Source organism: Niallia sp. FSL M8-0099, assembly GCF_038006945.1.
In the GTDB taxonomy this organism is placed as follows: domain Bacteria; phylum Bacillota; class Bacilli; order Bacillales; family Cytobacillaceae; genus Niallia; species Niallia circulans.
Genome location: NZ_JBBOWF010000001.1, coordinates 1,962,626 through 1,975,121, shown reverse-complemented (window position 1 = coordinate 1,975,121; position 12,496 = coordinate 1,962,626). Strand labels below are relative to the sequence as shown.

Here is a 12,496-nt window from a genome sequence, read left to right as displayed (position 1 = left end):
AATTTTTTTTCTATCTAGTAATTCTTTTATTTAAGTCTTTCTCCTAAGCCACCAATTAAAATATAAAGATGTCTAATCGTATGGTCAATACCATTTATATCTTGAGCTAATTTGTCTATCTTACTAATATCAGAAGCATTGAAAACTTTTACTAATTTCTCAACTTTCTTTTGATTTACTTCTCTTTCTGATTCAAGCTTTTTTATGTCTTCTCTTAAAATCTTATCAAATAATTCTCTTTGTTCCATATAAACTTCCCCTTTCTTTTTGAAATAGTTCTTTGATTGTAAATTATCTGCTATATAAATGTTTAATATCCCTTACTAAGTTTCCTAAAAAGATTTTAAAATCCCTTTCACTTAGTGTACCTTCCTCACTTAAAATCTTCATCATATTTTGTATAGTTTCTTGTACTAATACCTCTTGATAATTATCTTTTGCTTTTTCTAATAAAGATAATTTATCATCTAATTCAAACTTTAGTTTACTCATTTCATTCCATGCAACTTGTTTATTGTCCATTGATCTCAATCTCCCTTTTAATTTTTTTAAAGTAAAATTGTCATTTTATTACTTCATATAAATTTTCTAATTGCATAATAGCTTTTTCTACTATCGGAACATCTTTTCTATTATAATCTTGTCTTTCTTGCCTGATTCTTTCCCACCCATTGGCATCAGCGTATAAAGGATTTACACTATATACTCTAGCTTTTCTATAAACCTTTGAAAATTCTTCTTCCATGTGGCTAACAAAATCTAAAATGTTTTTAATTTCTTCTTCGCTATAGTATGAGGAAAGTGGGAACTTTTTAATTTTTTCTAAAGCATCTTGTATAATTGACTTTGCATCTTTTTTCAATCCATTTTCAATTGAGTGTGACAATAAAACATTCTCTATTTTAGTTAAATTATAATTTACAATAAATCGGTTTTGATTTTCTGTTTCTCGCTTTTCCTTTTCCGCTGCTTCTTTTATTGCCAATGCTGTTTTGTTAGATGCAACAGTTGCTTTCCAAACCAAAAAACTAAATGTTGTAGTTGCTAAGATATTTACTATTGCGATTAAATCCGCGGTATCTATAGTTGTTATATCTAAATTCACTCTTATTCTCCTTTTAAAAGACTTGTTTTAATAGATTACTTTAGCCCGTTCTCTAATTTTCTCATCAATTTCATAAAGATCTATCCCAGTATCTTTTTTAAATTGTTTAATAGCATTATTTATTGTCATATTGTCTCTTCCTACTCCTGGCTCTAAGTTTACAGGAACAATTCCGTTGCTTTTAATTTCACTTTCACCTATGCTAAATACTACTATTGCTTTCATTTTTAATCCCCCCCTCCCAAATTTCATAAAAGAGCAGTTTTATCTACATAATTCATAGCTTATATCCAATTACCACCATGAGGATCTTCCATATTTATTTCATCGAAACAACTTTCACAGACGTTTGGAAACGGATCGTATTCTTCGTTTATTTTATTACCACAATACTTACATTCCATTTTTCTACTCCCCTTATTTATCAACTTTAATATCAATACCTAGTGCACAAGTTACCTTTAACAAAGTATCCAGTCTAGGAACAACATCCATATTCAACAGTCTTGATATTACTGGCTGCTTAAGACCTGTTATTTCCTCAATTTCTTTCTGTGTAACATCCAACTCTACCATTCTCTTTCTAATCTGAACAACACAATTTTTATAAAACTCTAAATAATATTGCTCAAAGTCTTTTTTGTTTTCTTCATCTAATTTTGAAAAATCCAGTTCATTCACCTTCTTAATTACTTTCTAAATAATATTTTATAACATATAAGTTATAAACACAATAGTATTTTCCAATTAAATTCACTTTTTTTATAATTTATTTTTATTAAATACTATATAAATAGAACGCAACTCACGCCCATGAATTACGTTCTTATTGCAGATGAACTATTTTGGAGTTAGTTCTTTAATATTTTAGCTAAATAAAAGATTGCTGTCCATAGGAATTTATCCCCTGGTCTAGTTCCAAGATCAAAGTATCTATTCATATTAACTAACCCTTCTAACATATGATGAATAATGTTTGTGTAAGAATTCAATAAATTTAGAGTTATTGAATTCTGGAATTTCATTTTCAAATACATACAATTCTACAGCATCTTCATTATCATTTAAATGTATTCTTGTTTTCTCTTTAAACTCTTTGCCTTTATAAGTAATATTTAAATTCTTTAATTCTTGTTCACTAATGTCTCCTTTTAGATGATCAAAAGTAACATGTAAGTAATTCTCATTTGCATCTAGCATTATCCAACGCTTCTTATTAGAATATGGCTTAGCATTTATTCTTCTATGTGAAAGCCTTTCTTTTTCATTAAACTTAAAGTTCACATTCGGAAAGTGTCTTTCAATAACTCTAATTAACTCTTCTCTCACTGAATATGTGTCCATATTTTTCTCCCTTTTTAGCTTTATACTACCATAAAACGGTAAAAACGGACTAAAAAATGTTTTAAAACATGGGTTTTATCCGAATCCTCTACTACAAGCTTCTAATACGCAATCTTCAGCTTGTTTATAATCTTCCTTGCTATATCTGTTCTTATATTCTTCATTAGATATAGAAGTACCATTCCACCAATCTCTAAAAATTTCTTTTGCTCCAGTGGTTGAACATTCATTTATGTAATATCGATAAGTTTTATTCATTAAAATTCTTGTCTCTTGATTGAGATTATCTAACCATTGATCATAATCTTCTTGATTATTAAATCTAAGCACTTCTATTTGATTCAAATTAACATCCTCCTATAATAAGTACTACTCTTTTACTAGTAAATTTATCCTTTACATACGAATCATTTTCTAATACAATATACCTAAGAAGAGCTCAATCCGGCATCTGAGTGGGATAAACCCAGCCGGTGCGAGAGACTCTTCTTTTTTTATTAATTTCAATCATTTCCTAAAAGTTTAATATGTAAATTAGTTTTCTTACTATTCATCTACTTTTTCTCTTCAAGTTATTAATTAATTGTCATCTACTCATTATTAATAGTAAATTATCAAATTCTTTCTGACACATATTATTAGGAACAAAACGCTCTATGATTTCTGTAAAAGGCAGTAAATGGTCACGTAAGATTAGTTCCCCTTCATCCCTGTTTCTGACTGTTCCTGAAACATTATTTAGATAATCTTCTCTTGTCATATTCCAATGTGTGGGACAGTCTACTACAGTGGAGAAGCGACAATATAATCCATTTGGTTGTTTAGATATAAAGCTGCTCAAATTAACACCTCATTACCTCATAATAGTTATCTAAACAGTTGTTTCGTATGGTTACTTAATTACTTTCATAATATCTTTGTCACTCATACCATTTTCTCTCATAAGTTTTACTTTTTTGTCACAATCACGACAACCGTATTTCACAACAAGAGAAGTTTGTTTTAAATATAAATTCTTACCTCTGCAATATGGACACTTTTTAGAAAACATTAATTTTCTTCCCTCCTTTTAATGAATAGTAGCCATCTATTACACTTTTGGGATATGTTATATTTATTACTTTGTTAACGCCTATAAATTCCCATTAATGTACTCATATGCTTCAGCTTTATTATTAAATTTCCTAGGTTGCAATGAACTTTTCTCAAGTACTAAAATATTTCCGAATTCCTTTGTACTAACTTCCAAATATCCTTCTTTTTCTAAGTATTTATACTTTGGTTTGTCCAGCAATAATTGTATTAGTTCATCGTCTTGTTTACTCTTTTTCATTTGATCACCTTCAATTAATCGTAAACCTTTCTTAACTTAATTTCTTTTAAAGTACCTTCCACCTGATCACGATTTCTACACGTTTCGTTTAGTGTTACGGTATACTTTATAAAGCGGATTCATCTTCAAGTTTCTTTTTAAAAATACATTCACCATTAATTACAGAAACGAATTCCCATCCTTCTTTACCTAATTGATCTAATTTATAAAGCTTAATCCCCTTATAATAATCATCTATAAATTCAGATTCATCAATTGACATGTATCTATATTCTTCCATAAATTCACTCCTGTATTAATAATCAATAATTATCTGATGTACTAATTAAATACCAGATTCCCTTACCATTTCTAATACCCTTTGCATACACAACTATTAACCAAAATATAATAGTATTAGAAGAAGTTATAGCCTCTTCTTTTTTATTTGTCCTCAAGAATAGCAATTCTCTTCTTTCTATTTCCTCCTGGTAAATCATAATCATCTAGCACATGATAGTAATTAAATCCTTCATGAAAAGGATGAAAACTGTCAGGATGATTTGTATAGCTAAAACGTAATTTATGATACTTGTCTAGCTTATAATACATAGTTCTATGAGTATCTACTTGAATGATATTGCCATTCAATAAGGCTTGTATACGTTCTTCTCTTGATGGATTACCTTCTAAAACGCTATATCTATCTTTAGTTGATTCTTTCTTAGGTTTACGCATCTAAATCATCCTTGTATTTTTCTATGTAATGATTAGAGTCTTCTGCAAAGGAATATAACTCGTTAACAAATTTACTTGCTGATTGATTTCCATTTCTTTCTGCTTCACTGACTATTCTCCATAAATCTATTGCCTCATTAATTGTTAATTTTAATTGAAAACTTTTTGTTACTAATTCACTAAATTCCATTTAATCATTCCTTTTCGTTAAATTATTTTTATTTACTTTCAATCATAGTCGCCTCTAATTGATTTTACTGCCCATCCTAGTATTAAAGCAATAATGACAATTATCATTAACAATGTTACTATACCGAAAAAGACAGGGAAATTTAAATACATGTATAACATAAATAATATGAATAACGATATATAAGATAAGTATTTTAATCCAATTAAGAACTCTTTCACTCTTATTTCGCTCTCCTTTTAAAGGCATTTTCTATAACCTTTTCACCATTACTCATGAATGAACCTTCACAACAACCACATTTCCAAGTTCTTTCATAATTTAATTCCTTTTCTTTCTTACCTCTGTTTAATTTACCTTCACAATCAGGACAAATATTATTCATTACCTTTGCTTTTCTTACTCTCATTTCTTCACGCTTTTTTGAGTCCAGTTCTATTTCCTCTACTTGCTTTTTAGTCAATTTAGACTTATTAATAGCATTAGTGGCAACTATCTGTTGCAGAAGTGTAGAATAATCCATACTTCCTAATATAGAAATTTCTTTCTTTTCCAATTCATCACACCTCTATTATAATTTATTTTTATAAAGTCATTTCCTTAACTACTACCATATAATTATCTATATCACTATTAATTTCTACTGGATACCCTACTAAGTGGTCAAATTCACCATTACCTGAGCCGAATGCTCTTTCACTTTCTTGCTTAAATGAATCATATACTTCTTGTGAAATTAGTATTTTTTCTGTATCATACCCATCAGTAAGTGCACTTGTTATAGAATCATAAATACTATCAAAAATTTCATTTATATTTATCACAATATATTCCTCCTTTATAATATCAATTTATTTTTATATCGATAAATTCGTACATTTATCATCCTTATCGTACTAAGTACAATTTAACATCAAGTAATTCTGAGAAAGTAAGGTTTCCTAAATCATCACATAAACCTATATAACGATAATTCCCATTATTAAATAACACTTTTATATCTGAACCCGCTAACATTAAGTCTATTGCTTCATGGAGATTTATTTCTTTTTCTTCTTTCTTAAATTCATCATCAAACTCCACTAATTCATTCTCATCTATTCTCCCTTCATTAAGAATCCATGGTTCCCAACCCTTATAATCACAAACTTTATCCCATAACCCTAGATTCATAATTTGTTTTACGGTTAATTCAATTTTAGCCATAGTTTATTCTCCTTTCTCTAAGTAAACATATTGCTCAATGTAATTTCTATCTTGTGAGAAAACAGGCGTTTCATGATCGACTCCCCATGTACTTCTTAAAGCCCCATTCTTTTCAAAATACTGTTTAGTAATACAAACTCCCCTCTTTTGCCAAACAGGAATATCATTCCAGTTAACACCTTTTTCTAGCATTAGTTTATCCTGCATTTGTTTACCATTTAATCCTTGTAATTGCTTATGTGGAAATTTAGCTTGCGCAACCATTGAAATACTATTCTTAGTTGCATCTTGTTGTCTCCATAAAAAGTAATTACATACTTCATCATGAGGTAATACCCACGCTCTACTATCAAATGTAGCTAATGATTTCTCTGGGTATCTTTCTCTCATCACCTCATTAAATTTAGCAGTAGCCATAGATGCCGATACGGAGACTAACTTTTGTAAGTTGTTATCAAACCATGATTGAGTTGTTAATTTATCATAGTTAGTAAGCAGTAAACTAATTTCATCTGATTGATGATAAACAATTTTACATCCCATGATATTCTTAGCTAGATACTTACAAGTTTCCCAGAAGGCATTAGTTATATCCTCATCAAATGGCTTTTTCATTCCTTTTGTATATGTATGAAAGTGCGTGCCATCAATTCTTAATACAATTGGCAATCTCTTTGGCAAATTGATTCTATAAGCATTCTCATAATCTTTCATTCTATCTCCGAACTTATCCATTTACAAATCTCCTTTTTAATTGTAATTTATTTTTTTTAAAACTGTAATTTCATTAGCTATTAATAAAATTAAACTTTCCCATTTTCTCATACTCTAAATATAATTCTAATCTTGCTTGCATTTTCATTCTTCCTCTGAATGAATCATTCTTTGCCAATATCATTGTTTCATAATCTATTTCGTGTTTATCGGCAATACTATTCATTTCTCTTCTTACTCTTTCTGCATTAATAGAACTTAATTTCTTAGCTTCATAATTATTAAATACTACCATTGTTTCATCAAATTTTGATGGCATAATTCCCCATAGTGAAAGGTCATAAGTTTCAGTTTGATAATCATACCAAAGCCAAAGCAATAGGGCTTTTTCATACTTCTCATCTTTCATCCATTCACAAAAATATTCTCTTTTATAATCCAATTAAAACACTCCTTTTATAGATTAAATTATAACTTTTTCTTTCCTTCACCTTCATGTTGTGATAGCTTATAGATTATCATATAGAAGGAGATGATATTATGAAACCAGAATATCAATTGCAAGCCCAAACAATGATAGATGTTTATAAATTCACTGAAGAATTTACAGGTGGTTACATTCTTCATCCTGACGAAAGAAAAGAAATTGAAAAGAAAGCAATAAACTTAGGTAATATGACTTGTGGACTTTTTGTAGGCAATGATGAAATTCTTAAAGATATTTTAATGGGCAATCTAAGAGAAGCTCTTAAAGATGCCACTGGTAAAACATTGAAAGTATCCCATTCAGTTAAATTAATATAAAATTATAAGAATTAGATATGTAGAGTAAATACTAAATTTGCATATCTAATTCTGAATTACTTTAAATGATTCATTTCATTGTGATTTATTAAATGATTCAAAGGTTGTTTCAGCTAACTCAATTTGCAACTTAGTTAATTTACTTTTAAGCAAACTCATTTCTAATTCTTTAGCATCAATCGTTTCTTCAATATACTCTATTTCTGCTATTAGTTTTTCAGGACTCTTTTTCATAATTACCCTCCTTTAATTTACGATACAATCCTTATTTTACTAACTGTTCCAACGTCATATAAGGTTCATTTTCTCCATATTTCACATTAACAAAGCAGCTATCATCATTCGTATATTCAAACATGATATAAGCTAATTGATCCTCGTCTTCATCCTGTGCAGTAAAGTATAAGTTTCCTTGATTCTCTGAAATGAAAGTAATATCTGAGAAATAATTCCCCTCTAAATAATCAGTACAATTTTTAATTTCAAGCATATTAACTCCTCCTATTATGTAAATTATTTATATTTTCCTTATCTTCGTTTTCTTGTTACTTCTATTATAAATCGTATACACATACATTTCAATTGTTAATTTAATTATATTTAAAATAGTTTCTTATTAGATAAATCTTACAATTTATAATATGTCACTTATAAAGATTGGTTTTTTATGAATTTTTGCACCCTTTTTATGTCCCATATCTCCTTAGCAGCTTCTGGTAATTTCTTACTTATATTACTTTCAACTTGACTAAATTCTACTAAAATTCCTTTTTTAATTAAGTCATCTAGATACGAACCTTGTCTATATAATTCCATTTCATATAAGTTATTGTATCTATCCTCAATATATAAACTATTTTTTCTTAAAAAACATATCTTAATTTGTTTCGCTTCTAGTTCAGACAAGATTTTTTTAAAATCAACTACAATCTTCATTTTTTGTTTCCCTCGATTCGTTTATGTAATTTATTTCTATTCTTTTTAACTGGATTAATCTTATCATATACGAACGTATATGTAAAGTGTAGAATCAAATTTTTTTATAAATTATCTGATTCTTTTATTTCTAGCATATTCTTCTACATCTGACTTCAAATATAACCTAACTGTATCCTTAGATATATAAGGTTTCAAAAGTCCGTTGGCTACAGATTGATTAAAAGCTGATCTACTTTGATTAGTTACTTGCATAGCCTCTCTAGGAGTGAGCAAATTTTCTTCTATCCATTGTTTCAATTGTTCGCTATTCATCAATTAAAACCTCCATTAGTGTTTATTAACTTTATCTTAACATAGATAGTCGTATATGTTAAGAGTAAGAAAAACGGCTAAAATAAGCCGTAAAATAGGGATGAAATGCTTCTTTTAATTAGATTAAAAAGTCTCTCTTTCCAATATATCTACACTCTCAATATCATCATGAAAGAATGTAATTTGAACCTTATCCCCTTTCGCAAAGCTACCTTCAATGACAACAATATCATCTGGATCGTTGTTATTTACAGCAGTATAAAATAATCCATCTGAAGTTTTAGAAATGACAGTAGCTGTAATTATTTCATATGATGAGTTAGTTTCTGACGTGATTGGTTCAGCTTGTGAATAAGCTTGATTAGGAATTGATGGAGTGCTGGATAGTGCGTAAATTGTTAGTATTGTTAAGATTAAGCATAATGAGATTAGAATAGTGGATGATATTACATATTGTTTTTTCATGAATCATTCTCCTTTTAATATGTAATTTAATTATAATTTATTAAGATGTCAGTCTTAAAAGATCACTAGTTTCTACTAAGAAATATTCTTTATTATTCATTACCTTTTCATAAGATGTTTTACCTTCAAATGAATCAATAACAGACTTCTCTTCTTGTGTCATATCTTTATAGCTTTTCTTACCATAGCTAGGCGGAATCCAGCCTTTACGCTGAGATCCATAAAGATTGAATTTCTGCAGGAGTTCTAGATTTTTAAATTCGATATGACATGTTCCCTTTTTGAAGAAGGTAATATAAAAATATTTAGTTTCAATTTTCTTTGTTTGTTCTCGTGTTTCAGCATCCTTTAACACTTGTTCTAAATCTATTTCTTGTGTTATTCCTCCATCTAAATAATTGAATACTTTTTCTATATCCTTCAGTTTATCTTTAACTTTATAATTACTTGGGTTATATCTTCCCCATGAATAAAGAATATCATAGTAACCATTTAGGGGAATTATTACTTTTTTATTAATTTTATAGGCTTTGTTCGTTTTCCATCCGTTGTATAGATGTACATTCTTTGAACTTTCATCATAATAATGTTTGTAGCTAAATTCTTCAAATAAATTTAAGATAGTGTCTTCTACTCCTTGAATCATTTCTTTATTTAATTCTATACGTAAAGAATAAATGTTATAGAAAGAAAAATCATAATCCTTCAATTCCTCTATTTGCTGCATATATTTTTGTCTTAGGTTACTTGTAAACAATCCCATGAATTGTTCATTATTAAATAATGCTTGCCAATACTTTGCTCTAATACGTTTAATATAAGAATTCTCTAAGCTACTACCGTCTTTGTCTTCATAGTCTAAACCTAGCTTTAAAACTGGATTACTATTCTCCTTGAAGCTGCTTAGCATTAATGGCACTAATGAATTATATTCTTCAATTAGTTTTAAGCCCGCTTTAATTTCATAATTATATTGCTGTACTATACCTCTTATAAAATCAGATTCTATTAAGTTAGTATTTTTATAATCTTCTTTTATATTGTATGACTCTTCTTGTTTTAAGTTGTTTTCTATTAAGCTAGTATGTATTACTTTTGGAATTGATATATGTATAAGTGCAACTGAAACATCTGTCTTTCTTAGAGCATCACTAAAAGCGTTATCAATATATTCAACTTCCGCATTGTATTCCTCTAACTTTCTGATAAGATCTTTTCTGGTATTACTATATGGGTTAATGAGAGTTTCTTTATTAATTAAACATACTAACTCTCCACCAGATTTAAGTATCTCTATAGCCTGTAAAACATGCTTTTCACCATTAGAGAATGGAAAATTTGCAATAATAGCATCATACTTTTTGAAACTTTGAAATGATAAGAAATCATTATGAATAACTCTGTAACCTTTACCTTTTAAGATATGGATAAGATTCTCGTCTATCTCGATTAGATCAATATCATATTTATTTCTTTTATGATGGTACTGACTGTTTCTGAATTTATTATCAATAGCTTCGGCTAAATGTCCCATTCCTGCTGATGGCTCAAGTACGGATTTAATATTTTTCCACTCTAATTTAAATAGCATTTTTTGAATTAATTTCTCTGGCGTTGGATAAAAATCATGGTTTTCTTTGAACATGTTCGTTAATTCCTCCTTTATATTTTAGGGGAAAAATAATACTCTTTCCCCTTGTTAATTTATTTACTTTTTAAATATTCTTCTTTGGCTTGACGAATAGAGACAGATAATAAAATCTTATTAAAAGTTGCTTCAATGTCTTTCTCATTACCTGTTTTATAGGTATCCATTAGTTCTAATTGTTCTTCTCTAGTCATGTTAGGAAGAATATTTTTGAGAAAGCTATCCATCATTTTAGACGTTTCTTCTTTCTCCTGCTTAGCTTTCATTTTAGAAGTAAAGTCTAATACATTCGACTGATTATAATGACTTGTAGGCTCATTTGTAGGCTTTATAGAATCCTCTAATGGGTAAGTATTAATGAAGTGCTTATAGTCTTCTTTACGTTCATCAGAGTACCAGGAACCATCATCTTCTATAACATCATTTACAAATGACTCAATATGACTTTTTAAAGGTGTAGCTTTGAACATATCTGATTTAACTAAATCTAATCTACCTTCATACTTTTGACCATCTGACCAAACTATATTAAACTTTGTCTTATCATACGCTCCATTATCTGGTGCATGTTTAGCAGCATTTCTTATGATTGTTTCAGCTTCTGTAAATGTAGTTACTTTTAAGCCGTCTTCAATTTCTCCAGACTCTGACCAAACAAATTCTATTTCTTTTAAAACTACTGTTTTATTGTCATTTTCAATTGTTTTGTATGTATCTTCAAGTACTGCTTCCTCTTGCATTAATTCCTCTGTTTCTGCTATTACATTTGATACAAGTTGATTAGTATCAGCTAGAATTGATTGAATAGCTTCAACAAGTGATAATCTTTCTTGAGTTTGACGAGCGTACCAAAAACCACGTTTTGACCATCTGAAGCCATTTTCTGATAACATCTTTCTAACATTTTGAGAAGGCTTAGAGCTGAAATATAATTCAATTCCTTTCTTTTCTTCATTGATAACTACCTGTAAAGTGATGTCAGTAGCGTTGATTTCTTGTGTAACTTCTACAGTTTCGATTGTTTCAGATACTTCTTCTTGAGTTGTTTCGTCTTCAATTATTGTTAAACCTCTGTAATTTTTCATATTGTCAATTGCTTGGATAACATATGCTTTCACTTCTTCAGATACTTCAAGATATTCAACTAATCGTAAAGGCTGATTATACATATATTCGTGACCTTGAATGCCTTTTAAATATTCAAACCACATAACAAGTGAAGTTTTATAATCTTTAATATCGGATTCATGAATTTCATATACTTCTAAATCAGATCCACAAGTTACCATTTCAAAAGTCATTTCATCATAATAACTAACTCTTTGTTGACGATTGATATATCCTTCTGCACCTCGTTTAGTTTTCTTAACAGTATCAATATGACCATTGTAACGAGCAACTACAAATGCTTTACTGTGATACATGTTATCTAAAACTTCCTTTGCGCTTTGTGGATTAGAGTTAATTTTTGAAATGATTTCTTGAGTGTTCATCGCGAACCTCTCCTTTTTTGTAATTTATTTTTATTTGTGTAATTTGTCTTCCCTTACCTGATACTTAAATTATAACAAATAAGTTATAAAATATCAACTGTTAATTTATTTATATTTAAACTTTTTTTAAAGGGAAACTAATTAAAGCTTCCCTTGTGTGATAGCTGGCTGAGGTGAATTTGTTTTTCTGTATAGGTTATGCTTGTTGTTCGGCTAGGTTGCATAG

27 protein-coding genes are annotated in these 12,496 nt (G+C 28.8%); 1 reads left to right on the top strand and 26 read right to left on the bottom strand.

Features of this window, described 5'->3' with window-relative positions; translation table 11 throughout:
* Positions 1-26 precede the first annotated feature (26 nt).
* The 19 genes from NSQ92_RS09495 to NSQ92_RS09405 all read right to left on the bottom strand — a co-directional run bounded on the left by NSQ92_RS09495 (position 27) and on the right by NSQ92_RS09405 (position 7,051).
* A complete protein-coding gene (locus NSQ92_RS09495; RefSeq protein WP_341152654.1) occupies positions 27-248 on the bottom strand; it encodes a hypothetical protein in 222 nt (73 codons plus the stop codon).
* 43 nt (positions 249-291) lie between these two features.
* On the bottom strand, positions 292-522 hold the full coding sequence (locus NSQ92_RS09490) for a hypothetical protein (protein WP_341152653.1): 231 nt from the start codon (positions 520-522) through the stop codon (positions 292-294).
* 40 nt (positions 523-562) lie between these two features.
* Positions 563-1,105: a hypothetical protein gene (locus NSQ92_RS09485; RefSeq protein ID WP_341152652.1), complete on the bottom strand. Its 543-nt coding sequence runs from the start codon at positions 1,103-1,105 to the stop codon at positions 563-565.
* A 27-nt stretch (positions 1,106-1,132) separates the two neighbouring features.
* Positions 1,133-1,330, bottom strand: a complete 198-nt coding sequence (locus tag NSQ92_RS09480) for a hypothetical protein (RefSeq protein WP_095328622.1) — start codon at positions 1,328-1,330, stop codon at positions 1,133-1,135.
* A 192-nt stretch (positions 1,331-1,522) separates the two neighbouring features.
* Positions 1,523-1,786 carry a helix-turn-helix domain-containing protein gene (locus NSQ92_RS09475; RefSeq protein ID WP_341152651.1) on the bottom strand — a complete coding sequence of 88 codons (264 nt, stop codon included), beginning with the start codon at positions 1,784-1,786 and terminating at the stop codon, positions 1,523-1,525.
* A gap of 261 nt (positions 1,787-2,047) precedes the next feature.
* Positions 2,048-2,449: a hypothetical protein gene (locus tag NSQ92_RS09470; protein ID WP_341151532.1), complete on the bottom strand. Its 402-nt coding sequence runs from the start codon at positions 2,447-2,449 to the stop codon at positions 2,048-2,050.
* 75 nt (positions 2,450-2,524) lie between these two features.
* Positions 2,525-2,794 (bottom strand): hypothetical protein, encoded by a 270-nt coding sequence (locus tag NSQ92_RS09465; RefSeq protein WP_341151533.1) that lies wholly within the window; start codon positions 2,792-2,794, stop codon positions 2,525-2,527.
* Positions 2,795-3,035: 241 nt separating this feature from the next.
* Complete coding sequence (locus NSQ92_RS09460) at positions 3,036-3,290, bottom strand: hypothetical protein (RefSeq protein ID WP_341151534.1); 255 nt, start codon at positions 3,288-3,290, stop codon at positions 3,036-3,038.
* Between the two features lie 51 nt (positions 3,291-3,341).
* Positions 3,342-3,500, bottom strand: a complete 159-nt coding sequence (locus NSQ92_RS09455) for a hypothetical protein (RefSeq protein WP_341152650.1) — start codon at positions 3,498-3,500, stop codon at positions 3,342-3,344.
* 81 nt (positions 3,501-3,581) lie between these two features.
* Positions 3,582-3,782 carry a hypothetical protein gene (locus NSQ92_RS09450; RefSeq protein ID WP_341151535.1) on the bottom strand — a complete coding sequence of 67 codons (201 nt, stop codon included), beginning with the start codon at positions 3,780-3,782 and terminating at the stop codon, positions 3,582-3,584.
* A 106-nt stretch (positions 3,783-3,888) separates the two neighbouring features.
* Positions 3,889-4,062 (bottom strand): hypothetical protein, encoded by a 174-nt coding sequence (locus tag NSQ92_RS09445; protein ID WP_341151536.1) that lies wholly within the window; start codon positions 4,060-4,062, stop codon positions 3,889-3,891.
* A 143-nt stretch (positions 4,063-4,205) separates the two neighbouring features.
* Positions 4,206-4,499 carry a hypothetical protein gene (locus NSQ92_RS09440; protein WP_341152649.1) on the bottom strand — a complete coding sequence of 98 codons (294 nt, stop codon included), beginning with the start codon at positions 4,497-4,499 and terminating at the stop codon, positions 4,206-4,208.
* On the bottom strand, positions 4,492-4,689 hold the full coding sequence (locus NSQ92_RS09435) for a hypothetical protein (protein ID WP_341151538.1): 198 nt from the start codon (positions 4,687-4,689) through the stop codon (positions 4,492-4,494). Before NSQ92_RS09435 ends, NSQ92_RS09440 begins: the two co-directional genes overlap by 8 nt.
* Positions 4,690-4,727: 38 nt before the next feature.
* A complete protein-coding gene (locus tag NSQ92_RS09430; RefSeq protein ID WP_341152648.1) occupies positions 4,728-4,910 on the bottom strand; it encodes a hypothetical protein in 183 nt (60 codons plus the stop codon).
* Positions 4,911-4,912: 2 nt separating this feature from the next.
* A complete protein-coding gene (locus NSQ92_RS09425; protein ID WP_341152647.1) occupies positions 4,913-5,245 on the bottom strand; it encodes a hypothetical protein in 333 nt (110 codons plus the stop codon).
* Positions 5,246-5,273: 28 nt separating this feature from the next.
* A complete protein-coding gene (locus NSQ92_RS09420; RefSeq protein WP_341152646.1) occupies positions 5,274-5,513 on the bottom strand; it encodes a hypothetical protein in 240 nt (79 codons plus the stop codon).
* A gap of 64 nt (positions 5,514-5,577) precedes the next feature.
* Entirely contained in the window at positions 5,578-5,895 is a 318-nt protein-coding gene (locus tag NSQ92_RS09415) for a hypothetical protein (RefSeq protein WP_341151541.1), read from the bottom strand.
* A 3-nt stretch (positions 5,896-5,898) separates the two neighbouring features.
* Positions 5,899-6,630, bottom strand: a complete 732-nt coding sequence (locus NSQ92_RS09410) for a tRNA(His) guanylyltransferase Thg1 family protein (protein WP_341151542.1) — start codon at positions 6,628-6,630, stop codon at positions 5,899-5,901.
* 52 nt (positions 6,631-6,682) lie between these two features.
* Entirely contained in the window at positions 6,683-7,051 is a 369-nt protein-coding gene (locus tag NSQ92_RS09405) for a hypothetical protein (protein ID WP_341151543.1), read from the bottom strand.
* A 98-nt stretch (positions 7,052-7,149) separates the two neighbouring features.
* Between NSQ92_RS09405 and NSQ92_RS09400 the strand changes: the two genes are divergently transcribed.
* Positions 7,150-7,413: a hypothetical protein gene (locus NSQ92_RS09400; protein WP_341151544.1), complete on the top strand. Its 264-nt coding sequence runs from the start codon at positions 7,150-7,152 to the stop codon at positions 7,411-7,413.
* A gap of 75 nt (positions 7,414-7,488) precedes the next feature.
* Here NSQ92_RS09400 and NSQ92_RS09395 read toward each other — a convergent pair whose 3' ends face one another.
* The 7 genes from NSQ92_RS09395 to NSQ92_RS09365 all read right to left on the bottom strand — a co-directional run bounded on the left by NSQ92_RS09395 (position 7,489) and on the right by NSQ92_RS09365 (position 12,270).
* Positions 7,489-7,647 carry a hypothetical protein gene (locus tag NSQ92_RS09395; protein ID WP_341152645.1) on the bottom strand — a complete coding sequence of 53 codons (159 nt, stop codon included), beginning with the start codon at positions 7,645-7,647 and terminating at the stop codon, positions 7,489-7,491.
* Between the two features lie 31 nt (positions 7,648-7,678).
* A complete protein-coding gene (locus NSQ92_RS09390) occupies positions 7,679-7,903 on the bottom strand; it encodes a hypothetical protein (protein ID WP_095328609.1) in 225 nt (74 codons plus the stop codon).
* A 158-nt stretch (positions 7,904-8,061) separates the two neighbouring features.
* On the bottom strand, positions 8,062-8,349 hold the full coding sequence (locus NSQ92_RS09385; protein ID WP_341152644.1) for a hypothetical protein: 288 nt from the start codon (positions 8,347-8,349) through the stop codon (positions 8,062-8,064).
* A gap of 111 nt (positions 8,350-8,460) precedes the next feature.
* Positions 8,461-8,664 carry a hypothetical protein gene (locus NSQ92_RS09380; protein ID WP_341152643.1) on the bottom strand — a complete coding sequence of 68 codons (204 nt, stop codon included), beginning with the start codon at positions 8,662-8,664 and terminating at the stop codon, positions 8,461-8,463.
* A 123-nt stretch (positions 8,665-8,787) separates the two neighbouring features.
* Positions 8,788-9,129: a hypothetical protein gene (locus NSQ92_RS09375; protein ID WP_341152642.1), complete on the bottom strand. Its 342-nt coding sequence runs from the start codon at positions 9,127-9,129 to the stop codon at positions 8,788-8,790.
* A 40-nt stretch (positions 9,130-9,169) separates the two neighbouring features.
* On the bottom strand, positions 9,170-10,774 hold the full coding sequence (locus NSQ92_RS09370; RefSeq protein WP_341152641.1) for a class I SAM-dependent methyltransferase: 1,605 nt from the start codon (positions 10,772-10,774) through the stop codon (positions 9,170-9,172).
* Positions 10,775-10,833: 59 nt separating this feature from the next.
* A complete protein-coding gene (locus NSQ92_RS09365) occupies positions 10,834-12,270 on the bottom strand; it encodes an LPD25 domain-containing protein (RefSeq protein ID WP_341152640.1) in 1,437 nt (478 codons plus the stop codon).
* Positions 12,271-12,496 lie beyond the last annotated feature (226 nt).

Coding starts and splice junctions, on each gene's coding strand:
- NSQ92_RS09495 (WP_341152654.1), bottom strand. CDS start 248: ATGGAACAAAGAGAATTATTTGATAAGATTTTAAGAGAAGACATAAAA.
- NSQ92_RS09490 (WP_341152653.1), bottom strand. CDS start 522: ATGGACAATAAACAAGTTGCATGGAATGAAATGAGTAAACTAAAGTTT.
- NSQ92_RS09480 (WP_095328622.1), bottom strand. CDS start 1,330: ATGAAAGCAATAGTAGTATTTAGCATAGGTGAAAGTGAAATTAAAAGC.
- NSQ92_RS09470 (WP_341151532.1), bottom strand. CDS start 2,449: ATGGACACATATTCAGTGAGAGAAGAGTTAATTAGAGTTATTGAAAGA.
- NSQ92_RS09455 (WP_341152650.1), bottom strand. CDS start 3,500: ATGTTTTCTAAAAAGTGTCCATATTGCAGAGGTAAGAATTTATATTTA.
- NSQ92_RS09450 (WP_341151535.1), bottom strand. CDS start 3,782: ATGAAAAAGAGTAAACAAGACGATGAACTAATACAATTATTGCTGGAC.
- NSQ92_RS09445 (WP_341151536.1), bottom strand. CDS start 4,062: ATGGAAGAATATAGATACATGTCAATTGATGAATCTGAATTTATAGAT.
- NSQ92_RS09440 (WP_341152649.1), bottom strand. CDS start 4,499: ATGCGTAAACCTAAGAAAGAATCAACTAAAGATAGATATAGCGTTTTA.
- NSQ92_RS09435 (WP_341151538.1), bottom strand. CDS start 4,689: ATGGAATTTAGTGAATTAGTAACAAAAAGTTTTCAATTAAAATTAACA.
- NSQ92_RS09415 (WP_341151541.1), bottom strand. CDS start 5,895: ATGGCTAAAATTGAATTAACCGTAAAACAAATTATGAATCTAGGGTTA.
- NSQ92_RS09410 (WP_341151542.1), bottom strand. CDS start 6,630: ATGGATAAGTTCGGAGATAGAATGAAAGATTATGAGAATGCTTATAGA.
- NSQ92_RS09400 (WP_341151544.1), top strand. CDS start 7,150: ATGAAACCAGAATATCAATTGCAAGCCCAAACAATGATAGATGTTTAT.
- NSQ92_RS09395 (WP_341152645.1), bottom strand. CDS start 7,647: ATGAAAAAGAGTCCTGAAAAACTAATAGCAGAAATAGAGTATATTGAA.
- NSQ92_RS09390 (WP_095328609.1), bottom strand. CDS start 7,903: ATGCTTGAAATTAAAAATTGTACTGATTATTTAGAGGGGAATTATTTC.
- NSQ92_RS09385 (WP_341152644.1), bottom strand. CDS start 8,349: ATGAAGATTGTAGTTGATTTTAAAAAAATCTTGTCTGAACTAGAAGCG.
- NSQ92_RS09380 (WP_341152643.1), bottom strand. CDS start 8,664: ATGAATAGCGAACAATTGAAACAATGGATAGAAGAAAATTTGCTCACT.
- NSQ92_RS09375 (WP_341152642.1), bottom strand. CDS start 9,129: ATGAAAAAACAATATGTAATATCATCCACTATTCTAATCTCATTATGC.
- NSQ92_RS09370 (WP_341152641.1), bottom strand. CDS start 10,774: ATGTTCAAAGAAAACCATGATTTTTATCCAACGCCAGAGAAATTAATT.
- NSQ92_RS09365 (WP_341152640.1), bottom strand. CDS start 12,270: ATGAACACTCAAGAAATCATTTCAAAAATTAACTCTAATCCACAAAGC.